Here is a 24,201-nt window from a genome sequence, read left to right as displayed (position 1 = left end):
CCCCGCCCCCCCTCGGTGCGGGCCCGGTCCACTCTGCAGCTCCGGTCCGCTCCACATGGGCCGGGTACCCATCGCCTAGCATGGGGGTGTGAACCAGCGCACGGTGACGGCATGACCCAGTGGATCGCGGTGGCCCTGGCCATCACCTCGGCGGTGTGCCTGGCGCTCGGCACGCAGATCCAGTCCGCGGCGGTCACCGGGCACACCGGGGGTGCACTGTCACCCCGGGGGCTGCTCGTGCTCGTGCGGAACCGCCGGTGGGTCGGCGGCCTCGCCCTGCTGGCCTCGGGCACACTGCTCAACGTCGCGGCGCTCGCCCTGGCCACGGTCACGGTGGTGCAGCCCCTGGGCGTGATCGCCCTGGTGATCACCACCCTGCTGCACGCCAGGCGCCGCCGGCTCACCATCAACCGCAGGACCTGGCTCGCCGTGGCCCTCTGCAGCGTGGGCGGTGCCGGGTTCGTGGCGTGCGCGGTCCCGGCCACCGACCCGTCCCACGTGGCGGGTGCCGGCGCCGAGCGGCTCGTCGTGCTGCTGCTCACGGGTCTCGTGGTGCTCGTCGGAGTCGCGGAAGTGGTCCTGCGCAGACGCCGGATCAGCATGTTCTACGTGCTCGCGGCCGGGGTGCTGTACGGGTTCGTGGCCGTGCTGGTGCGTCTGACCATGACCGCCCTGCTGTCCGGCGGGATCGGCGCGGTGCACTGGCTCAGCGTGCTCATGATCCTGGTGGCGGCCCTGCTGGGGGGCTGGATGGTGCAGTGCGCCTACTCGTGCGGCCCGCCGGACCTCGTGATCGCGGGTCTCACGGTGGTGGACCCCATGGTGGGCGTGGCACTGGGGCTCGTGGTCCTGGGTGAGGCCGGTGCGGGCCTGACCACTGGGACCGCCGTCACCATGGGTCTGGCAGGTCTCGTTGCTATAGTCGGCGTCGTCCTGCTCTCCCGGTACCACCCCGAGGTCCTCCAGCGCCGAGCGGCCGCTCGCGCCCGGACGGCGGATCCGGGGAGCGGCACCCGTCCCCGGGCCGCCACGACCCCGTGTCGTGGCGAGCACGCCGACCAGTGAGCAACGTACGGAACCCCACGCCTTGAAGATTCTGATCACCGCAGAGACCTACCCTCCCGACGTCAACGGGTCCGCGCAGTTCGCGCGCCGCCTCGCGCACGGCATGCTCGGCCGGGGGCACGAGGTCCACGTGGCCGCCGCCATGCCCACGAGCGGGGCTTCCCGGATCATGACGGACGACGGTGTGGTGGAGCACCGCTTCCGCTCGCACCACGCGTTCACCCACCCCTACTTCCGCATCTGCCTGCCGTGGGAGATCGCCCGCGAGGTCTCGCGGCTGCTGGACGAGCTGCGCCCGGACGTGGTGCACGTGCAGTGCCACTACATCCTGGGGCGGATCATGGTGCGTGAGGCCGTGCGCCGGGGCATCCGGGTGGTGGGCACCAACCACTTCATCCCGGAGAACATCGAGCCGTTCCTGCCCTTCCCGCAGTGGTTCATCCGTGGCTACCGGAAGGTGTCCTGGTGGGACATCGCACGGGTCTACGGCAGGTGCGACGTGATCACCGCACCCACACCGCTCGCCGTGCGCACCATGGTGGACAACGGCGTGCCGGACCGGGCGGTCGCGGTCTCCAACGGGATCGACGCCGGTCACTACCAGGCCGCCGCCGACGAGCAGATCCAGCACCCCGAGCACCCCGTGGTGCTCTTCTGCGGCCGGCTGGCCGTGGAGAAGAACGTCAACGAGCTGATCGAGGCGCTGGCCCTGATCCCGCGCGAGAAGAACGTGCACGCGGAGATCGTGGGGGAGGGGGAGCAGCGGGAGCGGCTCGTGAAGCTCGCCCACGAGCGGGGCGTCGCGGACCGCGTGCACTTCCTGGGCTTTCTCACGGACGACGAGCTGCGCCGGGCCTACCTCCGGGCAGACGTGTTCTGCCAGCCCGGCACCGCCGAGCTGCAGTCGCTCGTGACGCTCGAGGCCATGAGCGCCTCCACACCCGTGGTGCTCGCCAACGCCCGGGCCCTGCCGCACCTCGCGGACGAGGGACGCAACGGATACCTCTTCGCCCCCGGCAGCCCGGGGGACCTGGCCCACAAGCTGCAGCTCGTGCTCGACGCTCCGCCCGAGCAGCGCCGGGTCATGGGCGAGCACAGCCGCCGGATGGTGGAGCAGCACTCGTTCGCCCGCACCCTGGACACCTTCGAGCGGATCTACCGCGGCGAGAGCCGCTGACGCCGCCCGCGACGGACGGCCACCCGTGCGCAGCCACCCGGGCGCGGTGCCGGGTCGAAACCGTGCAGTGCGGTACCTTGGACCGGCGGTCGGTCACCGGCCGCACCACGGGGCGGTAGCTCAGCTGGTCAGAGCAGAGGACTCATAATCCTTGGGTCGTGGGTTCAAGCCCCACCCGCCCTACCACGACCCCCGCGGTCCGCAGAGAGGACCGCGGGGGTTTTCCGTGCCCGCACCCGTCGGCCCGCACCCGTCAGCCTCCGCCCGGCAGGGGCAGGAGGACCGACGGTCGCAGGTCTGCCACGAACTGCACGGGGTTCACGTACTCCCCGTCCTCTCGCACACCCCAGTGCACGGCCGAGCCGCCCGGGCCGTGGCCCGGATCGGCCACCGTGGCGACCACCTGCCCCCGCGCAACGCGCTCACCCCGGTGGACCACGGCGGTGACCGGCTCGAAGGAGGACAGGTGGCCCTCACCGTGGTCCACAGTGAGCACCTCCCGGTCCACCACCATGCCGCTGAAGCTGACCACCCCAGCCTGCGGAGCGCGCACGGGTGTGCCGGGCGGGGCGTGCAGGTCCACGCCGCGGTGGCCGGGGAGCCACCTCTTCGCGGGTGCCTCGAAGCGCCGCTCCACCGCCGGGCGCGGGGACACCGGCCAGGCCCAGCCGGGGCTCGCACCGCTCGCCGGGGCGGGCCAGCCCACCAGGAGCGGCCACAGCAGCAGCACGAGTGCCCCGCAGACCCACACCGCGCTCCGGGTGGTGCCCTGCGCGGCGGAGCCAGCCGCTGTCACGTGTGCCGAGGTGCCCGAGCCGGACGGGCCGGTGCACGGTGCGGGGCGCACTGGCCCGGCGGGAAGGAGAGTCATGCCCTCAGGCTGGCGTGGCGGCGGCGTCGTGCGGGAGACGGTGCCCCGATGTGGAGTGCGCACGGCACGCGGCGGTGGCGGGATGCTGTAGGCTGACCCGTGCAGTTGCCCTGCCGCAGCACACCCATGCCCGTTCGCGGGCGTGGGCGGCGGCGGGACGGCTGACTTCGCGCGCGAAGGAACCCGGAACGGATCCGCTCCCACCGGGTGCGCACCCCTCGGTCCGCTCGAGCTCCCGGCAGCGGGAGACGACGGTACGGGGCGCGTCGGGCCACGCTCCACGAGCACGGCCCGCGCATCGCGCCAGGGACCGGCACCACCGGTCGAGAACCGTCAACCCACGGCGGCCCCCGGGCCGCCGGATACCCACGAGGAGACGACATGCCCGTCGTTACCATGCGCCAGATGCTCGACAACGGCGTCCACTTCGGCCACCAGACCCGCCGCTGGAACCCGAAGATGAAGCGCTTCATCTTCACCGAGCGCAACGGCATCTACATCATCGACCTGCAGCAGTCGCTGGGCTTCATCGACAAGGCCTACGAGGCGGTCAAGGCCACCGTGGCCCACGGCGGCACCATCCTGTTCGTCGGCACCAAGAAGCAGGCCCAGGAGGCCATTGCCGAGCAGGCCACCCGCGTGGGCATGCCCTACGTGAACCACCGCTGGCTCGGCGGCATGCTCACCAACTTCCAGACCGTGTCCAAGCGCATCGACCGCATGAAGGAACTGGAAGAGGTCGACTTCGACGACGTCGCCGGCTCGCAGTACACCAAGAAGGAACTGCTGCTGCTGCGCCGCGAGAAGGAGAAGCTGGAGCGCACGCTCGGCGGCATCCGCAACCTCACCAAGACCCCGTCCCTGATCTGGATCGTGGACACCAAGAAGGAGCACCTCGCGGTGGACGAGGCCCAGAAGCTCGGTGTGCCGATCGTCGCGATCCTGGACACCAACTGCGATCCGGACGAGGTCGCGTTCCCCATCCCGGGCAACGACGACTCCATCCGCTCCGTGTCCCTGCTGACCCGCGTCGTCGCTGACGCCGTGGCCGAGGGCCTCATGGAGCGCCACAACGGCAAGTCCAACGCCGCCGAGGAGCCCATGGCCGAGTGGGAGCGCGAGCTGCTCGAGCAGCACGAGGAGCAGAAGTCCCAGGACTCCGCCCCGGCCGCTGCGCAGGAGGCTCCGGCCGAGCAGGCCGCCCCGGCTGCCGAGGCGCCCGCCGAGACCGAGCAGAAGGACGCCCCCGCCGCCGAGTGAGGCCGCGGGAGGTGTTCACCTCCCATTCTTCCCGGTGGCCCACAGTGGTGACCGGAACCGCCCGGGCGTCCCAGGACGCCCGGGCGGACACAACCGACAACAGAGGAGTTCACATGGCGAACTACACCGCTGCTGACATCAAGGCCCTGCGCGAGCGCACGGGCGCCGGCATGCTGGACGTCAAGAAGGCCCTGGACGAGGCCGACGGCGACGCCCAGAAGGCCCAGGAGATCATCCGCGTCAAGGGTCTGAAGGGTGTGACCAAGCGCGAGGGCCGCTCCACCGCCGAGGGCATCGTGGTGGCGCGCACGGAGAACAGCGTGGGCTACATGGTCGAGGTCAACTCCGAGACCGACTTCGTGGCCAAGTCCGCGCCGTTCGTGGAGTTCGGCAACAAGGTGCTCGACGCCGCCGTGGCCGCCGACGCCGCGGACCTGGACACCCTGCTCGCCTCCGAGGTTGACGGCAAGACCGTCTCCGAGCTCGTGACCGAGACCGGCGCGCTGCTGGGCGAGAAGGTCGTCGTGCGTCGCGTGGCCCGCGTGGCCGGCGACCACGTGGCCGTGTACCTGCACAAGACCTCCAAGGACCTCCCCGCCCAGGTGGGCGTCCTGCTGGCCGTCTCGGGCTCCGACGCGGAGACCGCCGCCCACGACGTCGCCGTGCACATCGCCGCCATGTCCCCCGCGTTCCTCTCCGAGGACGACGTCCCCGCCGAGACCGTGGAGAACGAGAAGCGCGTGGCCGAGGAGACCGCCCGCAACGAGGGCAAGCCGGACAAGATCATCCCGAACATCGTCCAGGGCCGCCTCAAGGGCTACTACAAGGAGGTCGTGCTCGTGGACCAGGACTTCGCCAAGGACTCCAAGAAGTCCGTGGGCCAGGTCCTCTCCGAGGCCGGCGCCACCGCCACCGCGTTCGCGCGGTTCCGCGTGGGGGCCTGAGCCGAGCTCGTCCCACGGCCGCGCCCCGGGCCCGCTGAGTGCGGGCGGGGCAGTGCGGCCGGGGTGCCGTGACGGGAGACCGTGACGGCGCCCACCCCGCAGCGGCGGGGCATCACCGGGGGACCGGTGGCGCCCCGCCGCTTCTGTATGCTGGGGGGCGGTCTGCCACGGGTGGGCCACATCCAGAACACGCAGCGGCCCCGGGAGGATCCATGCCCACCACCAACGACTCCGAGCCCCAGGACGAGGCACTGCGGATGAGCCGTGAGTCCCGGCGATCGGAACCGGGACGCCGGCGTGTGCTGCTCAAGCTCTCGGGCGAGGTCTTCGGGGGCGGAAGCGTGGGCGTGGACACTGATGTGGTCCGCCAGATCGCCGAGCAGATCGCAGCGACCGTGGGTCAGGTGGAGACGTCGATCGTGGTGGGCGGCGGCAACTTCTTCCGCGGCGCCGAGCTCTCCCAGGCCGGCATGGACCGCTCGCGTGCGGACTACATGGGCATGCTGGGCACGGTCATGAACTGCCTGGCGCTGCAGGACTTCCTGGAACAGTGCGGCGTGGACACCCGCGTGCAGTCCGCCATCAAGATGGAGCAGGTCGCGGAGACGTACATCCCCCGCCGCGCCATCCGCCACATGGAGAAGGACCGCGTGGTGATCTTCGGCGCCGGAGCCGGACTGCCCTACTTCTCCACGGACACCGTGGCCGCCCAGCGCGCGCTGGAGGTGCACGCCACCGAGGTGCTCATGGCCAAGAACGGTGTGGACGGCGTCTACACCGCGGACCCCCGCAAGGACCCCGAGGCACGGCGGCTCGCGAGCCTCACCTACGACGAGGCGCTTGCCCGGGACATCCGCGTGATGGACCAGACCGCGTTCGCCCTGTGCCGCGACAACAACGTGACCATGCGGGTGTTCGGCATGGAGGGTGCGGGCAACGTGACCCGCGCCGTGCTGGGCGAGGAGATCGGCACCCTCGTCACCCCCTGAACACACCCGCGGGCCGCGGCCCCAGGACCCTGGGGGCGGGCCCGGACGATAGAGTGGGACCACTGTCCCGCCGCCGGGGTGAGCGACTCCGGCACAGCCTCGCACGACCCGTCGCAGAAGGAGAACCACCCGTGATCTCAGATGTCCTCTCGGATGCCACCACCCGGATGAGCAAGGCGGTGGACGCGGCGAAGACCGACTTCTCCACGGTGCGCACCGGCCGTGCGAACCCCGCGCTGTTCTCCAGCCTGCTGGTGGAGTACTACGGCACCCCCACCCCGCTGCAGCAGCTGGCCTCGTTCCAGACCCCCGAGGCCCGCACGCTGCTCATCACGCCCTACGACCGCAGCGCGCTCAACGACATCGAGAAGGCCCTGCGGGACTCGGACATCGGCGCGAACCCCGCGAACGACGGCAGCGTGATCCGCGTGGTCATGCCCGAGCTCACGGAGGAGCGCCGCAGGGAGTACGTGAAGATCGTGCACACCAAGGCCGAGGAGGCCCGAGTGTCCGTGCGCAACATCCGCCGCCACGCCAAGGAGTCCATCGAGAAGTTCGTCAAGGACGGAGACGTCGGCGAGGACGACGGCAAGCGCGGCGAGAAGGACCTGGACGCGGCCACCAAGAAGCACACCGACCAGATCGACGAGCTGCTCAAGAACAAGGAAGCCGAACTGCTCGGCGCCTGATGTCCGCTCCTGAACCAACCTCTCCAGCGCCCCGCGACCCCGTGGCGGGCTCCCACCCCGTGGAAGCGCCCGCGGGGGAGGCGGCCACGGGCGGGCACGACGAGTCCCCGACCACCGGGCCGCTGCGCCACGTGCTCGCGCGGCCGTTCCAGCGCAGCCGTGAGCACAGGGCGCCGTCCCGGGCCGGGCGCAACCTCCCGGCCGCCGTGGCCGTGGCGGTGGTGCTGATCGGTGCGCTCGTCACGGGGCTGTTCTTCGTCCCCCTCGTGCTGGCGCTGCTGGCGGGCACAGCGGCGGGGATCGGGGTCTGGGAGGTCGCGCGGTCCCTCACCTACAAGGGCGTGCTGATCCCCAAGGTCCCGGCCGTGGTGGCCGCGGTCCTGATGCCCCTCGCCGCGTTCTTCGGCGGCGCGCCGTGGCTGTCCATGGCGCTCGTGCTCGCGGTCACGCTCGTGGTGGTGTGGCGGGCCTTCGGTCCGCGGCACGGGATGATGCTGTCGATGATGGGCTCGGTGTTCGCGCTCGTGTGGGTGTCGTTCCTGCTCAGCACCGCCGTGCTGCTCTACCACTCCGCGGACGGACCGCAGAAGGTCCTCACCGTGATCCTCCTGGCCGTCAGCTCCGACACCTTCGGCTACGCCGTGGGTGTGGTGTGGGGCAAGCACCCCATGGCCCCGAGGATCTCGCCCAAGAAGTCCTGGGAGGGCTTCGCGGGCTCGCTCGGGGGTGCCGTGCTCGTGGGGATCCTGAGCGCCGTCCTGCTGCTGGGACTCCCGTGGTGGCAGGGCGCGGTCCTGGCGGTCGCGATCGTGGCCGTCTCCACCGTGGGGGACTTCTCCGAGTCCATGATCAAGCGCGAGATCGGGATCAAGGACATGGGCACCCTGCTGCCCGGGCACGGCGGTGTGATGGACCGCATCGACTCCATCCTCTTCGCGGTGATCACCGGCTACGTGATCTTCGAGCTGTTCTCCGTTCTCGCATGACGCGGGCGGGCTCCGGGGCCTGCCGCCGTGGGCCGGTCGTCGTGGGCGACCGGCCCGTTCCAGTTCCGAAAGGGCTCTCATGACGTCTCAGGACCGCTCCCCCCGCCTCGACCAGCGCTCGTGGGGGTACGACCCCGCCCAGGTGGACGACTTCCTGGACCGCGTCGCGGCCGTGCTCCACGCCACGGACGCGCGGTCTCCCACTGCGGGGCACGACGCCGCCGCGTCGGCTCCCGGCGCGGGTGCCACTGCGGTCCCGGGGTGCGAAGAAACCGGGGCTGCGGCCGGCGCGTCGTCGGTCGAGGGCGCAGGGACCTCCGGGGCGGTGGGGGAGTCGACCCCTGCCACCGCGGGGTCGAGCGCCCGTGTGGGCAGCCGACAGGTGCGGGAACGCGTGTTCGACCGGGGGCGCGAGGGCTACGACCCCGCGGCCGTGGACGCCCACCTGGACGATCTCGAGGACGAGCTGTTCGACCGCGAGCGGGAGGCGTTCGTCGCGGAGCACGGCGTCCAGCGGTGGAACGAGCACGTGGAGCTGCTGGGGCAGCTGCTCGTGGGCCGTCTCAACCGCCCGCGCACGGAGCGGTTCCGCAGACCCGCGAAGCACCGTACGGCGGGGTACTCGGCGGCGGACGTGGACGTGCTGTGCGACCGGCTCATGGAGCAGCTGCGCAGCGCCCCGGACATCGACCCCCGGCTGCTGCGCGGCGCCGTGTTCCGCGCGGCGCAGGGGCAGCGCTGCTACGAGGAGCAGCAGGTGGACGCGTTCCTGGACCGCGCCGTGGAGTTCGTGCTCGCGGTGAGGGGACACCAGACGCGGCGCTGACATCCGGGCGCGCGGCACGGCCCGTCTTTGTATACATTGAACGGCGCGGATCGGCGAGATATGCCGCAGGATGCCGTCACAATGCGGATTATTCGGGGCAACATCCACGCTCCCCTCCCGCTGTGGATACACAACTCCTACTGTGGTGGTCATCACACTAGGAGGCACACATGGCATCCACGCCCTCCGTCGATCCCAACGGCTCCGCAGCCACCCTCGGCATCGACTTCCCCGCAGTGCAGCGCTCGGAGCAGTTCCAGCGGCTGCGCTCCACCCACCGCTCCTTCGTCTTCCCCCTGGCCGTCGCGTTCCTCGTCTGGTACCTGCTCTACGTGGTGCTGGCCATCTACGCGCCGGGGTTCATGTCGCTGAAGGTGCTGGGCAACATCAACCTCGGACTCGTCCTGGGCCTGCTGCAGTTCGTGACCACGTTCGGCATCACGGCGGCCTACGTGCGGTTCGCCAACCGCCGGCTGGACCCGCAGGCCACGGCGCTGCGCGAGCAGCTCGAGGCGGAGCAGCTCGAGGCCCAGCACCACGCGATCCAGCACCGTGGGCAGCCCGGAGCCTCTGAGCAGCCCGGCACGTCCGAGGGGGTTCGGCCGTGAACATCCTCGCCACCACCCTGCCGGCGGTGCACCTCGCGGAGGGCGCTTCGGCCACCGTGGGCAACCCCGCGATCAACATCTCCATCTTCCTCAGCTTCGTGCTCGTGACCCTGGTGGTGGTGATCCGGGCGTCGAAGTCCACGGCCACCGCGGCGGACTACTACGCGGGCGGCCGCTCGTTCTCCGGCACGCAGAACGGTCTGGCGATCGCGGGAGACTACCTCTCCGCGGCGTCGTTCCTGGGCATCGTGGGCGCGATCGCGCTGCAGGGCTACGACGGCTTCCTCTACTCGATCGGCTTCTTCGTGGCGTGGCTCGTGGCCCTGCTGCTGATCGCCGAGCCGCTGCGCAACACGGGCAAGTTCACCATGGCGGACGTGCTGTCCTTCCGGCTGCGCCAGCGTCCCGTCCGCGTGGCGGCGTCCATCTCCACGCTGGCCGTCACGTTCTTCTACCTGCTGGCCCAGATGGCCGGCGCCGGTGCCCTCGTGTCCCTGCTGCTGGGGATCAGCTCCAAGGCGGGCCAGTCGCTCGTGATCGTGATCGTGGGCGTCATCATGATCGTCTACGTGCTGGTGGGCGGCATGAAGGGCACCACGTGGGTGCAGATCATCAAGGCCTGCCTGCTCGTGACGGGCGTGGCCGTGATGACCGTGTGGATCCTCGCGATGTTCGGGTTCAACTTCTCCGCGATCCTCGGGGCCGCGGTGGAGACCAACAACAAGCCGGCCATGCTGGAGCCGGGCCTGAAGTACGGGGTCAGTGAGATCTCCAAGCTGGACTTCATCTCCCTGGGCCTCGCCCTGGTGCTCGGTGCGGCCGGTCTGCCCCACGTGCTCATGCGCTTCTACACGGTGCCCACGGCCAAGGAGGCCCGCAAGTCCGTGGTGTGGGCCATCACGCTCATCGGCCTGTTCTACCTGTTCACCCTGGTGCTGGGCTTTGGCGCGGCGGCCCTGATCGGGGCGGACCGCATCAAGGGGGCACCGGGTGGCGTGAACTCCGCGGCACCCCTGCTCGCCTACGAGCTGGGCGGATCGGTGCTCATGGGGCTCATCGCGGCCGTGGCGTTCGCCACGATCCTCGCTGTGGTCGCGGGACTGGCCATCACGGCGTCGGCCTCCTTCGCGCACGACATCTACACGTCGGTGATCAAGAAGGGGAACTCGGATCCCCGCCGGGAGCTGCGCGTGGCCAAGACCACGGTGGTGGTCATCGGTCTGATCTCGATCGCGGGTGGCATCGGCGCGCAGGGGCAGAACGTGGCGTTCCTCGTGGCCCTCGCCTTTGCGGTGGCCGCCTCCGCCAACCTGCCCACCATCCTCTACTCCCTGTACTGGAAGCGGTTCACCACGCGAGGGGCCGTGTGGTCCATGTACGGCGGGCTGATCCTCTCCGTGGTGCTGATCGTCTTCTCCCCGGTCATGTCCGGTGCGGAGACGTCCATGATCCCCACCGCGGACTTCGCCGTCTACCCGCTGTCCAACCCGGGCATCATCTCCATCCCGGCCTCGTTCCTGCTGGGCTTCCTGGGCTCCGTCACGGAGCGCCGCAAGGAGGATCCGTACAAGCAGTCCGAGATGGAGGTGCGCTCGCTCACGGGTGTGGGCGCGGAGAAGCCCGTGGCCCACTGATCGCGGGGGAGGGCGGTTTCTGTGAGCCACATCTCCTACCCGACGGTAAGGCCTATAGTCCTGCTATCTGGTAGTACACTGAACGGCAGTTCGCTGACCAGAGCGAGGCTCGCCCCGTCATGTGGGCAACCGCATGCGCGAGCAACGACAACTTGAGGTGGAGAAATGGGCATTATTAGCTGGATCATCCTCGGTCTGATCGCTGGCGCCCTCGCCAAGCTGATCCTGCCGGGCAAGCAGGGTGGCGGGATCATCGTGACCATCATCCTGGGCGTCGTGGGCGCGTTCCTCGGCGGCTGGCTGGGCAGCTTCATTCCGGGCCTGCACGCCGGGATCGACAAGATCAGCATCGGCACCATCATCACGTCCGTGGTCGGCGCACTCATCGTGCTGCTGGTCTACGGCTTCGTGACCGGGCGTCGTCGCTGAACGACCCACAGGCCCTGAGGGGCCTCCGCGCAAGGGCGTCACCTCTGAGGTGGCGCCCTTGTCGCATCTGCGGAGCCGGGCCCACACCGCGTCCGGGCCATACTGGTCCCATGAACAGCGCACCCGCCATGACCCCGGACCTCGACCGCGCCACCCGGGACGCCCCCCGCAGTCTGGTGATCCTGGGCTCCACCGGCTCCATCGGCACGCAGGCGCTGGACGTCGTCGCCTCGGCGGCACGGCTCGCCCGGCCCGTCACGGACGCGGAGCACCCGCCCTTCCGGGTGCTCGCCCTCGCGGCCGGTGCCGGCAACCTGGAGCTGCTCGCGCGCCAGGCCGTGGACTTCGCGGTGGCGGCCGTGGGCACGAGTGGCACGGCGGACGACGCCGCCCGGCTGCGTGAGCTGCTCGCGGCACGGACGCGGGCGGCGTCGTCGGCGGCGCTTCCCGAGGTGTTCCACGGTCCCGAGGCGGCCACGCGGATCGCCGAGTGGAACGGGACGGACGTGGTGCTCAACGGGATCACCGGCAGCATCGGTCTGGCTCCCACGCTCGCGGCTCTCACGGCGGGGCACCGCGTGGCGCTGGCCAACAAGGAGTCGCTGATCGCCGGGGGGCCGCTCGTGAAACGCGCGGCCGAGGCCACGGGCCTCGCCGACGCGCTGATCCCGGTGGACTCCGAGCACTCGGCCATTGCCCAGACCCTGCGCTCCGGCACGGCGGGGGAGGTGGCACGTCTGGTGCTGACCGCGTCCGGCGGCCCGTTCCGCGGGATGAACCGCGCGCAGCTCGCGGACGTCACCCCCGCGCAGGCCCTCAAGCACCCCACATGGGACATGGGAGTCATGGTGACCACCAACTCCGCCACGATGGTCAACAAGGCGCTCGAGGTCCTGGAGGCGTCCCTGCTCTTCGACGTGGACCTGGAGCGCATCGACGTGACCGTGCACCCGCAGTCCGTGGTGCACTCCATGGTGCAGTTCGTGGACGGCTCCACGATCGCGCAGGCCTCCCCGCCGGACATGCGGCTTCCCCTGGCGCTCGGCGTCGGCTGGCCCCACCGCGTGACCGGCGCGGCGGTGCCGTGCGACTGGAGCACCGCCGCGCAGTGGACGTTCGAGCCCCTGGACGCCGAGGCCTTTCCCGCGGTGGAGCTCATGAAGCGCGCGGGGTCTCTGGGCGGGACCTGGCCCGCGGTGTTCAACGCGGCGAACGAGGAGGCCGTGCACGCGTTCCACCGCGGGGAGCTGGGCTTCACGGGGATCGTGGACCTCGTGGAGCGCGTGGTGGGAGACCACGACGGGGTGCGGGAGCCCACGCTGGAGGATGTCCTCGAGGCTGAGCGGTGGGCCCGGGCCCACGCGGGCGAGCGAATCTCCCGCGGCCGCTGAGGCACGGGCGGTGCCGGTGGTGCCGCAGTCCCGTGCTAGGCTCGTGGGCGGATGACGAGATCCGGCGCGTAGCTCTGGCTGGCCGGACGGCAACCCTCTCCCGTAGCGGGGTGCCCCAGATGACCATCCGGCCGCGGTTCGAAAAGATCACGGCAAGTGCGGTTTCTCTTCGAATGGCACGTGTCTGATCATTGCCCTCATCCAGGCGGGACCCTTCGCTCCGCGCGACCGGACCCCGACCCTGGAAAGGCATGATCGTGCGAACCAAACGACTGCTCCCCGTAGTACTGGCCACCACCCTGGGCCTGACCCTCACCGCGTGCGGTGGCGGCTCCGAGAACACGGACCCGGCCGCGGACGGCAAGATCACCATCGGCATCGTGGGCTCGACCCCCGTGCAGGATGCGCTCAAGGACGTGGCGGCGCAGCACGACGTCACGGTCGAGTACGTGGACTTCAGCGACTACAGCCAGCCGAACCCCGCACTGAAGAGCGGGGACATCGACATGAACTGGTTCCAGCACATCGCGTACCTCGCGGACTACAACAACAGCTCCGGGGACACCATCACGCCCGTGGGCTCCACGTCGATCTTCCCGCTGGGGCTGTACTCCAAGACCGCGAAGTCCGTGGGGGACCTCAAGCAGGGTGACGAGATCGCCGTGCCCAACGACTCCATCAACCTCTCGCGCTCCCTGAACCTGCTGAAGCAGCAGGGGCTGGTGTCCTTCACCAAGGACACGATCGCGCCCACGGAGCAGGACCTCGACGCCGAGAAGTCCAAGGTCAAGGTCCGCCCGGTCTCCGCCGAGCAGACCGTGCTGTCCATGGACTCGGTGGCCGGTTCCGTGGTCAACAACGACTTCCTGGACCGCGCGAACCTCGACCCGAAGAACGCGCTCGCGCAGGACGACCCCACCGCCGACAGCGCCAAGGTCTACGACAACCTCTTCGCCGCGACCCAGGCGAACGCGGACAACGAGACGCTGAAGAAGGTGGCGAGCTTCTACTACGACTCCACGGTCCAGGAGGCCGAGAAGAAGGAGACCAAGGGCACCGCCGTTCCCACCAAGGTGGACCAGCAGGAGCTCAAGGACCTGCTCGCGCGGTACTCGCAGGACCTCAAGGAGCAGAGCAAGTGAGCCCAGCCGACACGGCGAGCACCCTGGTCAGCTTCCGGGACGTCAGCAAGGTCTTCGAGACGGGGAACCGACGCCGCAGGCGCACGGTCACCGCCGTCGAGTCCGTGGACCTGGACATCCGCAGGGGCGAGATCTTCGCGGTCATCGGCTACTCCGGGGCCGGCAAGTCCACGCTCGTGCGCCTCATCAACGGCCTCGAGCCCGTGACCTCCGGTTTCCTCGAGGTTGCCGGGCGGCGCGTGGACGGCCGGTCGGAGACCCAGCTGGCACCCGTCCGCCGGGACATCGGCATGATCTTCCAGCAGTTCAACCTGTTCACCTCGCGCACGGTGGCGGGCAACGTGGAGTACCCGCTCAAGCGTGCCGGGTGGAGCGCGGAGAACCGGAAGGCCCGCGTGGCGGAGCTGCTGGAGTTCGTGGGCCTCACCGAGCGCGCCGGGAACTACCCCGAGCAGCTCTCGGGCGGGCAGAAGCAGCGCGTGGGCGTCGCCCGGGCGCTCGCCACGAGCCCCGAGCTGCTGCTCGCGGACGAGTCCACCTCCGCCCTGGACCCGGAGACCACCCAGGAGGTGCTGGGCCTGCTGCGCCGGGTCAACCGTGAACTGGGGATCACCATCGTGCTCATCACCCACGAGATGGACGTGGTGCGCGCCGTCGCGGACCGAGTGGCCGTGATGGACGGCGGGCGCGTCGTCGAGGTGGGGAGCACCGCGGAGATCTTCGCGCACCCCAAGGCGGAGACCACCCGCAAGTTCGTGTCCTCGGTGATGCGCACCGTGCCGCGGGAGGACGAGCTCGCCACGCTGCGCCGTGATCACCCGGGGCGCCTGGTGCTCGTGGACGTCTCGGACCAGAACCGGATCGGGGAGGTGCTCTCGGCGGCCGCGCGTGACGGTCTGCGCTTCGAGATCGCCTTCGGAGGCATCTCCATCCTGCAGTCGCACACGTTCGGGACGCTCACGCTGTCCCTCGACGGTCCCGAGGATGCCGTGACCCGGGCCGTCGACGCCCTGCGAACGGTCACCACGGTCCAGGAGGTGTCCGCATGATGGACTGGTCGACTCTCGGCCCGCAGCTGCTGAGCGCAACCGGGCAGACGCTGTACATGGTCACCGTGACCCTGGTCCTCGCCGGGCTGATCGGCCTGGCGGTGGGCGTGGGTCTGTACGTGACCCGGCGGGGCAACATCCTGCAGAACGTGGTGGTGTACACCATCCTGAACGTGGTGGTGAACTTCGTCCGTCCCATTCCGTTCATCATCCTGCTGGCCGCTCTCGGACGGGTGACCGAGGGGGTGGTGGGCACCCGCCTGGGGCCCAACGCCGCGATCTTCGCCATGACCATCGGCGCCACCTTCGCGGTGGCCCGGATCGTGGAGCAGAACCTCATGACCGTGGATCCGGGTGTGGTGGAGGCCGCGCGCTCCATGGGGGTGTCGCGCTGGAAGATCATCACCACCGTGATCCTGGCCGAGGCCCTCGGGCCGCTGGTGCTCGGCTACACCTTCCTGGTCATCGGCATCACGGACATGTCCGCGATGGCGGGCGCGATCGGTGCCGGTGGGCTGGGCGACTTCGCCCTGCGCCTGGGCTACCAGCGCTTCAACGACGAGGTCACCTGGGCCGCGGTGATCGTGATCATCGTGCTGGTGCAGCTCGTGCAGTTCTTCGGCAACTGGCTCGCGCGCCGCATCATGCGCCGCTGACGCGGCCGGGGCCGTAGCGCTCCCGCGTCCGCCGCACCACGCCGCCCCCGTTCGCGCCTCCCGCGCGGCCGGGGGCGGCGTCGTCCCCGCTGCCCGGTGCCCCGGCGAGGCACGCGTGGGAGGTTCGACGGGTCGCAGCCGTGGGGCACAATGGAGGCTGCACCACACGGGGCGCGCGTCACGGGCCCCGCACGTCGATTCCCTGGAGGAAATTCGTGACCTCGGTCAACCTCGGCATGCCCGCAGCACCCCAGCCCGTCCTGTCCCCGCGGCGGGCGACCCGCCAGATCAGGGTGGGCTCCGTGGGTGTGGGCTCGGAATCGCCGATCAGCGTCCAGTCGATGACCACCACGCCCACCACCAACATCAACGCCACGCTGCAGCAGATCGCGGAGCTCAACGCCGCCGGGTGCGACATCGTGCGGGTGGCCTGCCCGTCCCAGGACGACGCCGACGCCCTGCCGATCATCGCCAAGAAGTCCCCGATCCCGGTGATCGCCGACATCCACTTCCAGCCCAAGTACGTGTACGCGGCCATCGACGCCGGCTGCGCGGGCGTGCGCGTGAACCCGGGCAACATCCGCAAGTTCGACGACCAGATCGAGGGCATCTCCCGGGCCGCCGAGGCCGCCGGGGTGTCCATCCGGATCGGCGTGAACGCCGGCTCCCTGGACAAGCGGCTGCTCGAGAAGTACGGCAAGGCCACCCCGGAGGCCCTCATGGAGTCCGCCGTGTGGGAGGCCTCGCTGTTCGAGCAGCACGACTTCCACGACTTCAAGATCTCCGTGAAGCACAACGATCCCGTGACCATGGTCCGGGCCTACCAGCTGCTCGCCGAGCGGGGGGACTGGCCCCTGCACCTCGGTGTCACGGAGGCCGGGCCCGCGCTGCAGGGCACCGTGAAGTCCGCCACCGCGTTCGGCATCCTGCTGTCCCAGGGCATCGGGGACACCATCCGCGTGTCCCTCTCCGCGCCCCCCGTGGAGGAGGTCAAGGTGGGCAACCAGATCCTGCAGTCGCTCGGGCTGCGCCCCCGCAAGCTGGAGATCGTCTCGTGCCCCTCCTGCGGGCGCGCCCAGGTGGACGTCTACAAGCTCGCCGAGGAGGTCAACGAGGGTCTGGCCCACCTCACCGTGCCGCTGCGCGTGGCCGTGATGGGCTGCGTCGTGAACGGCCCGGGCGAGGCGCGCGAGGCGGACCTCGGTGTGGCCTCCGGCAACGGCAAGGGGCAGATCTTCGTCAAGGGCGAGGTGGTCAAGACCGTTCCCGAGGACCAGATCGTGGAGACCCTGCTCGCGCAGGCCAACGAGATGGCGGAGAGCATGAGCCTCGACGAGAACGGCCAGCCGGTCGAGGGTGCCCCGGTCGTGACCGCGGGGTGATCCTGCGCCGTTCGCCCCGGGTGCTCCAGCCCGCGGCCGTCGAGCCCGCGGCCCTGGACCGGCTCCTCGCGCAGGACCCCGTGTCCTCGGTGTTCGTGGCCTCCCACGTGCAGCGGGTGCGGGCGGCGGGCCGCGCGGCCCCGCCCGTCCACGGCGTGGTTGACGCCGCGGGGAGACTCGTGGGCGCGTGCTGGACGGGCACCAACGTGGTGCCCGTGGTGCTGGACGAGACCGGGGTCCAGCTCGTCGCGGCCACGCTGCTGCGCACCGGTCCGCGCTTCGCCTCGGTCTTCGGCCCCGCCGAGCCGGTGCTGGGGCTGTGGGAGCGGCTGCGCCACGCGTGGTCCGCGCCGTTCGACGTTCGTCCCGAGCAGCCGCTGCTCGTCATGGACCGGGACCCGGACCCGTCCCTGCTGACGGGCCCGGCGGCCGAGGTGCGGTGGGGGAGCGAGGCGGACGTGGAGCGTGTGCTGCCCGCCGCGGCCGCCATGTTCACCGAGGAGGTGGGGTACTCCCCGTACACGAACGGCGCGGAGGGCTACCGGCGCCGGATCCGCTCCCTGCTCCGGGAGCAGCGCACGGTGGTGCTCACCGACCACCGGGGTGCCGTGGTGTTCAAGGCGGACATCGGCTCCCTGCACGGGGACGTGTGCCAGATCCAGGGGGTGTGGGTGGCCCCCGAGCTGCGCGGCCGGGGACTGGCCGTGCCGTGCATGGCCGCCACGGTGGCACTCGCCCGCACGGTGGCGCCCGTGGTGAGTCTCTACGTGAACTCGTACAACGCCCCCGCGCTGGCCACCTACCGCCACGTGGGCTTCGAGCGCCGGGGGGACTTCGCCACGGTGCTGCTGTGAGCACCCGGGCGTGGCAGCGCGCACCACAGCGATAGACTCGCGGGGACATCCGCAGTTTCGATCGGCCCGGTCACGGGCGGTTAGGACCTTTTCGTGCCGCTTCGCCTGAGTTCCCTGTTCCTGCGCACCCTGCGCGAAGACCCGGTGGACGCCGACGTCGACAGCCACAAGCTGCTGGTCCGCGCCGGCTACATCCGGCGCGCGGCACCCGGCATCTACACGTGGCTGCCCCTGGGACTGGCCGTGCTGCGCAGGGTCGAGAACATCGTCCGCGAGGAAATGGACGCGATCGGTGCCCAGGAGGTGCACTTCCCCGCGCTGCTGCCGCGCGAGCCCTACGAGGCCACCAACCGCTGGACCGAGTACGGCGAGAACCTCTTCCGGCTGCAGGACCGCAAGGGCGCGGACTACCTGCTGGCCCCCACCCACGAGGAGATGTTCACCCTCCTGGTCAAGGACCTCTACTCGTCCTACAAGGACCTGCCGGTGATGCTCTACCAGATCCAGACCAAGTACCGGGACGAGGCCCGCCCCCGCGCCGGTCTGCTGCGCGGGCGCGAGTTCGTCATGAAGGACTCCTACTCCTTCGACGTGGACGACGCCGGCCTGGAGGACTCCTACGCCAAGCACCGGGCGGCCTACGTGCGGATCTTCGAGCGGCTCGGGCTGCCCGTGGTTGCCGTGTCCGCCACCTCAGGGGCCATGGGCGGCTCGCGCTCCGAGGAGTTCATGCACCCCTCCGTCGTGGGGGAGGACACCTTCGTGCGCTCCGCCGGTGGCTACGCCGCGAACGTGGAGGCCGTGACCACCGTGGTGCCGGACCCCGTGGACTACACGAACGCCCCGGCCGCGCAGGTCCACGAGACCCCGGACAGCCCCACCATCGAGGCGCTGGTGGCGCGCTCCAACGAGCTGCACCCCAGGGAGGGGCAGCCGTGGACGGCCGCGGACACCCTCAAGAACGTGGTGCTCTCCGTGTCCCTGCCCGAGGGCGGGAAGCAGCTCGTGGCCATCGGCGTGCCCGGTGACCGCGAGGTGGACCTCAAGCGGGTGGAGGCCGGGATCGGCCAGGCCCTGGAGGTGGGCGGTGAGCTCGAGGTCGCCGCGGCCACCGAGGAGGAGCTGCGCGCCGTCCCCGAGCTCGTGAAGGGCTACATCGGCCCCGGGCTCAGCCGCGACGACGCCCTGCTCGGTTCGACGTCCCGCACGGGCATCCCGTACTTCGTGGATCCCCGCGTGGTCCCCGGAACCTCCTGGATCACGGGCGCCAACGCCGAGCAGAGCCACGTGTACCACCTGGTGGCCGAGCGCGACTTCACGTGGGACGCCACCCTGGAGGCCTGCACGGTCCGGGACGGCGACCCCGCCCCGGACGGCTCCGGGCCGCTGGAGATCGCCCGCGGCATGGAGATGGGCCACGTGTTCCAGCTCGGCCGCAAGTACGCCGAGGCGCTGGGGCTCAAGGTGCTGGACAGCAACGGCAAGCTCGTGACCGTGACCATGGGCTCGTACGGCATCGGCGTGACCCGTGCGCTCGCCGCGCTGGCCGAGTTCTACCACGACGAGCAGGGCCTGCTGTGGCCGCGGGACCTGAGCCCCGCGGACGTGCACGTGGTCGCCACGGGCAAGGGCACCGAGGTGCTCGAGGCCGCGGAGGAGATCGTGGGCCACCTGGAGGCCGCGGGCATCACGGTCCTCTTCGACGACCGCCCCAAGGTCTCCCCGGGCGTGAAGTTCCGGGACGCCGAGCTGCTGGGCGTCCCCACCGTGCTGGTCGTCGGCCGCGGTCTCGCGGACGGCGTGCTCGAGCTCAAGGACCGCCGTTCCGGACGCAGCCGCGAGATCCAGCGTGAGCAGGTGGTCGCAGAGGTCACCACCGAGCTGCACGGTGCGGACGGGCCCGCGGCGGACACCCTCTGACCGCGTGGAGCTCTCCCTGCTCGCGGGGTCCGGCCTGGACTCCGCGAGCCCCGGCCTCCTGCTCCTGCTCGTGACCACGGGGCTGGCGGCGGGCTTCATCGACGCCGTGGTGGGCGGCGGCGGCCTCCTGCAGCTGCCCGTGACGCTCATGATCCCCGGGCTCACCCCGGTGCAGGCGCTGGCCACCAACAAGATGGGTTCGGTGTTCGGCACCGCCACCTCCGCGCTCACGTTCTTCCGGCGGGTCCGTCCCGACCTGCGCACGGCGCTTCCCATGGCGGCCGTCGCCCTCGTGGCCTCGGGCCTGGGCGCCGCGGTGGCCGCGGCCCTTCCGGCGTCCGTGTTCAAACCGGTGATCGTCCTGGCGCTCGTGGCCGTGCTGCTGTTCACGGCCCTCAAGCCGTCCATGGGCCGGCTCACGGCCCTGCGGCACACCGGGGCGCGGCACTACGGGCTCGCCGCCGCACTGGGCGCGGGCATCGGGTTCTACGACGGGGTCATGGGCCCGGGCACGGGCTCGTTCCTCATCATCGGGCTGGTCTCGGTGCTGGGCTACAGCTTCCTGGAGGCGAGCGCCAAGGCGAAGATCGTGAACCTGGCCACCAACCTGGGGGCTCTGGCCGTCTTCGCCGCGCACGGTTCCATCCTGTGGGGGCTCGGTCTGGTGCTGGGACTGAGCAACATGGTCGGCGGCTACCTGGGCGCCCGCACCGCAGTGGCGCGGGGCAGCTCGTTCATTCGCGTGGTGTTCTTCGCGGTCGTCTCGGTGCTGATCGTGAAACTGGGCTGGGACGTCCTGACCGGCCGGTGACGGCTCCCGTGACGGACCCCACCGCGGATCCCCGTGGGCGGGGGTCAGGGCCGGCCCGGCAGGGCGGGCACGGGCTGCTCCGGGTCCAGGACCTGGCCGGCGCGCGCCGCGGTGCGCAGTGCTTCCAGTATCCACGCGCGCTGCTCCCCGGACGACGACGCCGCGGCCCGCACCAGCGTGTCCCGCGCCTCCTGCTCAGCGCGCCCCAGAGCCCGGACCGGGTCCTCCTGCACACCGGGGGGCAGCTCGTGGTGTCCCGCCACGGGGGGAGGCTCGCACTCCAGCACCGGCGCCACCCGGGGGTCGGACAGAGCGGCCCGGTGCAGCTCCGCAGCGCCATCCACCAGCCCACCGGCGGTGCCGGCCTCCGGTCCCGTGCGTGCCGCGGCGGTCTCGGCCGTGAACAGGGAGCGGTCCACCGCGGTGACGGCGGTGGTGAGACCGCTCCCGCAGGCGTCCTCACGATCGGTGACCGCCCCTCCAGTACCTTCCGTCTCCTGCTCCGTCTCCCGTGCATCGTCCTGTGAGCTGAGAGCGTCGGCCCCGCGGCCGCTCGCGGCGCCCGCCCACCAGGAGGCCGCCACCGCGGCGAGATCCGCCGTGAGGTGCTCGTCCTCGGTGCTCCGGGCCAGGCGCGCCAGATCGTCGGCCGCGGCCTCGAGGGACGGGGGAGCGGGTGCCACCGCACCGCGCTCCTCCAGTCGCCGCTGCTGCGCCGGGGTGGCCGGTGGTCCGAACGCATCGAGCTGGCGGGTCAGGGCGTCCTCGGGCAGCAGCCACGGATTCGGATGGAGCTGGGTGCGCACGGACCCGGTGGCCGCGCGCGCGGCGAGGCGGGCGGCGTCGTCATCGGACAGCGGGCGCCAGAGCGACCACGCTCCGGCGGCCAGGACCAGGAGCAGCGCGAGCACGAGTCCGAGGGCCGCGAGGCGCCAGGCGCGGGCGCGGTCGGCAGGCGGGTGGGAGCTCACGAATTCCTCCGGGGGACGGGTGTCCTCCATGATAGGGAGGAGCACCGACCGGCACAGGCGCACCGCCGCCGAGCACCCCGTGGAGAGGACCCATGACTTCCGACCAGAACGCACCCATCCGCGCCACCGTGGAACCGGTGGTCGAAGCCGCCGGACTGTTCCTGGAGCAGTGCGAGCTCACGGGCCAGGGCGGCACCCGCACCCTGCAGGTGCTCGTGGACCTGCCGGACGGCACGGAGGCCCTGGACCTGGACCGTGTGGCGGCCGTGGCGCAGCAGGTCTCGGACGCCCTGGACCGTGAGGATCCCGTCCCGGGCCCGCCCTACGAGCTGGAGGTCTCCTCCCCCGGCGCAACCCGCGCGCTCGAGACCCCGCGGCACTGGCGGCGCACCGTGGGCCACCTGGTGCGGATCCGACCCCTGGAGGGGGAGCGCTACACGGCGCGGCTGATCGAGGCCCACAACGACCACGCCGTGGTGCAGCGCTGGCACCAGCCCAAGAAGGGGATGCCCGTGAAGTTCCTGGACCCCGAGCGCGTGGACTACGCGCAGCTGCGGGGCGCCCGGTCCGAGGTGGAGATCTGACGCATCCCCCGGGGATGTACCATGGCCCACGAGACAAGACGACGAGACACCCCCGCAGCAGCGCTCCGCACACCTCGTGCGGCGCGCTGTTTGATTCCCGGCCCAGCCCGCGGCGACCGGGGGTGGTGGGACGGAAGGCCGGACACATGGACATCGACATGAGCACCCTGCGACTGCTGGAGCGCGAGCGCGACATCCCGGTGGACGTGCTGATCCCCACGATCGAGCAGGCGCTGCTGCTCGCCTACATGCGCTCGCCGGGAGCGATCGACGGCGCCCGCGCGGAGGTCGAGCGCCGCTCGGGCCACGTGACCATCTGGGCACCGGAGCTCGACGAGGAGGACCGGCGCATCGGTGAGTTCGACGACACCCCCTCCGGCTTCGGCCGCATTGCGGCGGCCACCGCGCGCCAGGTGATCCTGCAGAAGCTGCGGGACGTGGAGGACGACAACGTCCTGGGCCACTTCAAGGGCCGCGAGGGCGAGCTCGTCTCGGGCCAGATCCAGCAGGGCCACAACCCCAAGATGGTCCAGGTGGACCTGGGCACCGTGGAGGGTCTGCTGCCGCCCCACGAGCAGGTCCCCGGGGAGACCTACCGCCACGGAGAGCGCATCCGTGCGTTCGTGGTGGAGGCCAAGCGCGGCTTCAAGGGCCCGTCCATCACGCTCTCCCGCTCCCACCCGGACCTGGTGCGCCGGCTGTTCGAGATGGAGGTCCCCGAGATCGCGGACGGCTCCGTGGAGATCGTCACCCTGGCCCGCGAGGCCGGGCACCGCACCAAGATGGCCGTGGAGTCCACCCGGCCCGGGGCGAACGCCAAGGGCGCGTGCATCGGCGACATGGGTTCCCGCGTGCGCGCGGTCATGAACGAGCTCGGGGAGGAGAAGATCGACATCATCGACTTCTCGCAGGACCCCGCACAGTTCATCGGCAACGCTCTGTCCCCCGCCCGCGTCACCCGGGTCACCGTGCTCGACGAGGCCGCCCGTTCGGCCCGCGCGGTGGTGCCGGACTCCCAGCTGTCCCTGGCCATCGGCAAGGAGGGCCAGAACGCCCGACTCGCCGCGCGCCTGACCGGGTGGAAGATCGACATCGTGCCCGAGTCCCGCGCAACGCAGGGCTGAGAACCCCGGGATTCCCGCTCAGGGCGCGCGGCGCGCTAGAGTGGGGTGCGATCAGGTCAACCACCCCCGGTTCCCGCGCGCGTTCGGCGTGCACGGAACCAGGAGTGGCACACGAGGAGCGATGATGAGCACCACGAGTCGTCGCACCTGCGTGGGGTGCCGTGCCACGGCGTCCCCTGATCAACTCGTCCGAGTGACGATGGAGGACACGGAGCACGGCCCGCGGGTCGTGGCCGACCTCCACCGCCGAAGGGGAGGCCGTGGGGCCTGGGTGCATGCCACCCGAGAGTGCGTCACCACAGCGGTGCGGAAGAAGGCGTTCAACAGGGCGTTCCGCACAGCGGTCAGCGCGCACGATCTCGCGGAGCAACTCCGCGTGCTCCTGCCCGTGCAGGAGGACGACCACAAGGAAAGCGAGTCAGAAGACCATGGAAAACCGATGAGTGCCGGCCGATGAGTACTTCCACGTACTCACCCCGCAGCCGCGCAGGACACGCGTGCACCACGCCCGTGTCCGGTGGCGACTTCAACGGAAGATAAACGGTTCGTACCTGTTTCGGTGCGGACCGAGACAGGAGAACAGTGGCCAAGCCCCGTGTCCACGAGCTCGCGAAAGAGCTCGGAATCACGTCCAAGCAAGCAATTTCCAAACTGCAGGAACTCGGTGAGTTCGTCCGTGGCGCCTCGTCCACGGTGGAGCTGCCCGTAGCCAAGAAGCTGCGCACCGCGTTCCCCGCCGGCGGCGACGCCCCGGCGCAGTCCAAGCCCGCGTCGGCCGCCAAGGCCCCCGCCTCCCAGAGCGCGAAGAAGCCTGCGGCGTCGGGCCCCAAGCCCGGAGC

25 protein-coding genes, 1 tRNA gene and 1 riboswitch are annotated in these 24,201 nt (G+C 70.9%); of the genes, 24 read left to right on the top strand and 2 right to left on the bottom strand.

The window, feature by feature from the left end; genetic code table 11:
* The first annotated feature begins 111 nt into the window (after nt 1-111).
* The 3 genes from CWC38_RS05455 (at nt 112) to CWC38_RS05445 (ending at nt 2,428) form a co-directional block, all read left to right on the top strand.
* Complete coding sequence (locus CWC38_RS05455; RefSeq protein ID WP_121845798.1) at nt 112-1,065, top strand: DMT family transporter; 954 nt, start codon at nt 112-114, stop codon at nt 1,063-1,065.
* 22 nt (nt 1,066-1,087) lie between these two features.
* Nucleotides 1,088-2,242, top strand: coding sequence for a glycosyltransferase (locus CWC38_RS05450; RefSeq protein ID WP_121845797.1), 1,155 nt, complete (start codon nt 1,088-1,090; stop codon nt 2,240-2,242).
* 109 nt (nt 2,243-2,351) lie between these two features.
* Nucleotides 2,352-2,428: transfer RNA gene (locus tag CWC38_RS05445), tRNA-Met, on the top strand.
* 67 nt (nt 2,429-2,495) lie between these two features.
* On the opposite strand, the gene CWC38_RS05440 is transcribed toward CWC38_RS05445, so the two are convergent.
* Complete coding sequence (locus tag CWC38_RS05440; protein WP_240625067.1) at nt 2,496-3,038, bottom strand: murein hydrolase activator EnvC family protein; 543 nt, start codon at nt 3,036-3,038, stop codon at nt 2,496-2,498.
* Between the two features lie 456 nt (nt 3,039-3,494).
* Between CWC38_RS05440 and rpsB the strand changes: the two genes are divergently transcribed.
* From rpsB to CWC38_RS05355, 17 genes are all read left to right on the top strand, one after another.
* Nucleotides 3,495-4,373, top strand: coding sequence for a 30S ribosomal protein S2 (gene rpsB / locus CWC38_RS05435; protein ID WP_121845795.1), 879 nt, complete (start codon nt 3,495-3,497; stop codon nt 4,371-4,373).
* A 113-nt stretch (nt 4,374-4,486) separates the two neighbouring features.
* A complete protein-coding gene (tsf, locus tag CWC38_RS05430; protein ID WP_121845794.1) occupies nt 4,487-5,317 on the top strand; it encodes a translation elongation factor Ts in 831 nt (276 codons plus the stop codon).
* A gap of 257 nt (nt 5,318-5,574) precedes the next feature.
* The gene (pyrH, locus tag CWC38_RS05425) at nt 5,575-6,306 is read left to right on the top strand and encodes a UMP kinase (RefSeq protein ID WP_121845804.1); all 732 of its coding nucleotides are present in this window, start codon (nt 5,575-5,577) and stop codon (nt 6,304-6,306) included.
* A gap of 131 nt (nt 6,307-6,437) precedes the next feature.
* Nucleotides 6,438-6,995 (top strand): ribosome recycling factor, encoded by a 558-nt coding sequence (gene frr / locus CWC38_RS05420; RefSeq protein WP_121845793.1) that lies wholly within the window; start codon nt 6,438-6,440, stop codon nt 6,993-6,995.
* A 41-nt stretch (nt 6,996-7,036) separates the two neighbouring features.
* Nucleotides 7,037-7,981 carry a phosphatidate cytidylyltransferase gene (locus CWC38_RS05415; protein ID WP_240625066.1) on the top strand — a complete coding sequence of 315 codons (945 nt, stop codon included), beginning with the start codon at nt 7,037-7,039 and terminating at the stop codon, nt 7,979-7,981.
* Between the two features lie 79 nt (nt 7,982-8,060).
* Nucleotides 8,061-8,807 carry a DivIVA domain-containing protein gene (locus CWC38_RS05410; protein WP_121845791.1) on the top strand — a complete coding sequence of 249 codons (747 nt, stop codon included), beginning with the start codon at nt 8,061-8,063 and terminating at the stop codon, nt 8,805-8,807.
* A gap of 170 nt (nt 8,808-8,977) precedes the next feature.
* A complete protein-coding gene (locus CWC38_RS05405) occupies nt 8,978-9,415 on the top strand; it encodes a DUF485 domain-containing protein (protein WP_121845790.1) in 438 nt (145 codons plus the stop codon).
* A 17-nt stretch (nt 9,416-9,432) separates the two neighbouring features.
* Nucleotides 9,433-11,049, top strand: coding sequence for a monocarboxylic acid transporter (locus CWC38_RS05400; protein ID WP_121845803.1), 1,617 nt, complete (start codon nt 9,433-9,435; stop codon nt 11,047-11,049).
* A 165-nt stretch (nt 11,050-11,214) separates the two neighbouring features.
* Complete coding sequence (locus tag CWC38_RS05395; RefSeq protein ID WP_121845789.1) at nt 11,215-11,478, top strand: GlsB/YeaQ/YmgE family stress response membrane protein; 264 nt, start codon at nt 11,215-11,217, stop codon at nt 11,476-11,478.
* Nucleotides 11,479-11,606: 128 nt separating this feature from the next.
* On the top strand, nt 11,607-12,869 hold the full coding sequence (gene dxr / locus CWC38_RS05390; RefSeq protein ID WP_206059857.1) for a 1-deoxy-D-xylulose-5-phosphate reductoisomerase: 1,263 nt from the start codon (nt 11,607-11,609) through the stop codon (nt 12,867-12,869).
* 50 nt (nt 12,870-12,919) lie between these two features.
* Nucleotides 12,920-13,034, top strand: a riboswitch (SAM riboswitch).
* An 86-nt stretch (nt 13,035-13,120) separates the two neighbouring features.
* The gene (locus tag CWC38_RS05385; protein WP_240625064.1) at nt 13,121-14,011 is read left to right on the top strand and encodes a MetQ/NlpA family ABC transporter substrate-binding protein; all 891 of its coding nucleotides are present in this window, start codon (nt 13,121-13,123) and stop codon (nt 14,009-14,011) included.
* Nucleotides 14,008-15,060 (top strand): methionine ABC transporter ATP-binding protein, encoded by a 1,053-nt coding sequence (locus tag CWC38_RS05380; RefSeq protein ID WP_121845787.1) that lies wholly within the window; start codon nt 14,008-14,010, stop codon nt 15,058-15,060. The genes CWC38_RS05385 and CWC38_RS05380 overlap by 4 nt, the downstream gene beginning before the upstream one ends.
* Nucleotides 15,060-15,716 (top strand): methionine ABC transporter permease, encoded by a 657-nt coding sequence (locus CWC38_RS05375; RefSeq protein WP_121845801.1) that lies wholly within the window; start codon nt 15,060-15,062, stop codon nt 15,714-15,716. Before CWC38_RS05380 ends, CWC38_RS05375 begins: the two co-directional genes overlap by 1 nt.
* Before the next feature lie 215 nt (nt 15,717-15,931).
* On the top strand, nt 15,932-17,098 hold the full coding sequence (gene ispG / locus CWC38_RS05370; RefSeq protein ID WP_121845786.1) for a flavodoxin-dependent (E)-4-hydroxy-3-methylbut-2-enyl-diphosphate synthase: 1,167 nt from the start codon (nt 15,932-15,934) through the stop codon (nt 17,096-17,098).
* Nucleotides 17,095-17,952, top strand: a complete 858-nt coding sequence (locus CWC38_RS05365; RefSeq protein WP_121845785.1) for a GNAT family N-acetyltransferase — start codon at nt 17,095-17,097, stop codon at nt 17,950-17,952. Before ispG ends, CWC38_RS05365 begins: the two co-directional genes overlap by 4 nt.
* Nucleotides 17,953-18,045: 93 nt before the next feature.
* Nucleotides 18,046-19,872 (top strand): proline--tRNA ligase, encoded by a 1,827-nt coding sequence (locus CWC38_RS05360; protein ID WP_121845784.1) that lies wholly within the window; start codon nt 18,046-18,048, stop codon nt 19,870-19,872.
* A gap of 4 nt (nt 19,873-19,876) precedes the next feature.
* A complete protein-coding gene (locus CWC38_RS05355; protein WP_121845800.1) occupies nt 19,877-20,683 on the top strand; it encodes a TSUP family transporter in 807 nt (268 codons plus the stop codon).
* Between the two features lie 44 nt (nt 20,684-20,727).
* On the opposite strand, the gene CWC38_RS05350 is transcribed toward CWC38_RS05355, so the two are convergent.
* Nucleotides 20,728-21,654, bottom strand: coding sequence for a hypothetical protein (locus tag CWC38_RS05350; RefSeq protein ID WP_124106143.1), 927 nt, complete (start codon nt 21,652-21,654; stop codon nt 20,728-20,730).
* A 92-nt stretch (nt 21,655-21,746) separates the two neighbouring features.
* On the opposite strand from CWC38_RS05350, the gene rimP reads away from it, so the two are divergent.
* The 4 genes from rimP to CWC38_RS05330 form a co-directional block, all read left to right on the top strand.
* Nucleotides 21,747-22,238, top strand: a complete 492-nt coding sequence (rimP, locus tag CWC38_RS05345; RefSeq protein WP_121845782.1) for a ribosome maturation factor RimP — start codon at nt 21,747-21,749, stop codon at nt 22,236-22,238.
* 146 nt (nt 22,239-22,384) lie between these two features.
* Nucleotides 22,385-23,362 carry a transcription termination factor NusA gene (gene nusA / locus CWC38_RS05340; protein ID WP_121845781.1) on the top strand — a complete coding sequence of 326 codons (978 nt, stop codon included), beginning with the start codon at nt 22,385-22,387 and terminating at the stop codon, nt 23,360-23,362.
* A gap of 121 nt (nt 23,363-23,483) precedes the next feature.
* Nucleotides 23,484-23,819 (top strand): YlxR family protein, encoded by a 336-nt coding sequence (locus CWC38_RS05335; protein ID WP_338067517.1) that lies wholly within the window; start codon nt 23,484-23,486, stop codon nt 23,817-23,819.
* Between the two features lie 125 nt (nt 23,820-23,944).
* Nucleotides 23,945-24,201, top strand: a 257-nt coding sequence (locus tag CWC38_RS05330) for a translation initiation factor IF-2 N-terminal domain-containing protein (protein ID WP_133306232.1), incomplete at its 3' end; no start/stop codon positions are given.

It is taken from the genome of Kocuria tytonicola (assembly GCF_003687455.1).
GTDB lineage: Bacteria > Actinomycetota > Actinomycetes > Actinomycetales > Micrococcaceae > Kocuria > Kocuria tytonicola.
Note: the sequence above shows the minus strand (reverse complement) of the source record. Positions and strands in the feature narration are given on the sequence as shown.

Bases quoted from the DNA above. Each gene is read 5' to 3' on its own strand.
- rpsB (WP_121845795.1), top strand. From the start codon at position 3,495: ATGCCCGTCGTTACCATGCGCCAGATGCTCGACAACGGCGTCCACTTC.
- CWC38_RS05455 (WP_121845798.1), top strand. From the start codon at position 112: ATGACCCAGTGGATCGCGGTGGCCCTGGCCATCACCTCGGCGGTGTGC.
- CWC38_RS05335 (WP_338067517.1), top strand. From the start codon at position 23,484: ATGATGAGCACCACGAGTCGTCGCACCTGCGTGGGGTGCCGTGCCACG.
- CWC38_RS05395 (WP_121845789.1), top strand. From the start codon at position 11,215: ATGGGCATTATTAGCTGGATCATCCTCGGTCTGATCGCTGGCGCCCTC.
- rimP (WP_121845782.1), top strand. From the start codon at position 21,747: ATGACTTCCGACCAGAACGCACCCATCCGCGCCACCGTGGAACCGGTG.
- CWC38_RS05410 (WP_121845791.1), top strand. From the start codon at position 8,061: ATGACGTCTCAGGACCGCTCCCCCCGCCTCGACCAGCGCTCGTGGGGG.
- dxr (WP_206059857.1), top strand. From the start codon at position 11,607: ATGACCCCGGACCTCGACCGCGCCACCCGGGACGCCCCCCGCAGTCTG.
- pyrH (WP_121845804.1), top strand. From the start codon at position 5,575: ATGAGCCGTGAGTCCCGGCGATCGGAACCGGGACGCCGGCGTGTGCTG.
- tsf (WP_121845794.1), top strand. From the start codon at position 4,487: ATGGCGAACTACACCGCTGCTGACATCAAGGCCCTGCGCGAGCGCACG.
- CWC38_RS05405 (WP_121845790.1), top strand. From the start codon at position 8,978: ATGGCATCCACGCCCTCCGTCGATCCCAACGGCTCCGCAGCCACCCTC.
- nusA (WP_121845781.1), top strand. From the start codon at position 22,385: ATGGACATCGACATGAGCACCCTGCGACTGCTGGAGCGCGAGCGCGAC.
- CWC38_RS05375 (WP_121845801.1), top strand. From the start codon at position 15,060: ATGGACTGGTCGACTCTCGGCCCGCAGCTGCTGAGCGCAACCGGGCAG.
- CWC38_RS05385 (WP_240625064.1), top strand. From the start codon at position 13,121: ATGATCGTGCGAACCAAACGACTGCTCCCCGTAGTACTGGCCACCACC.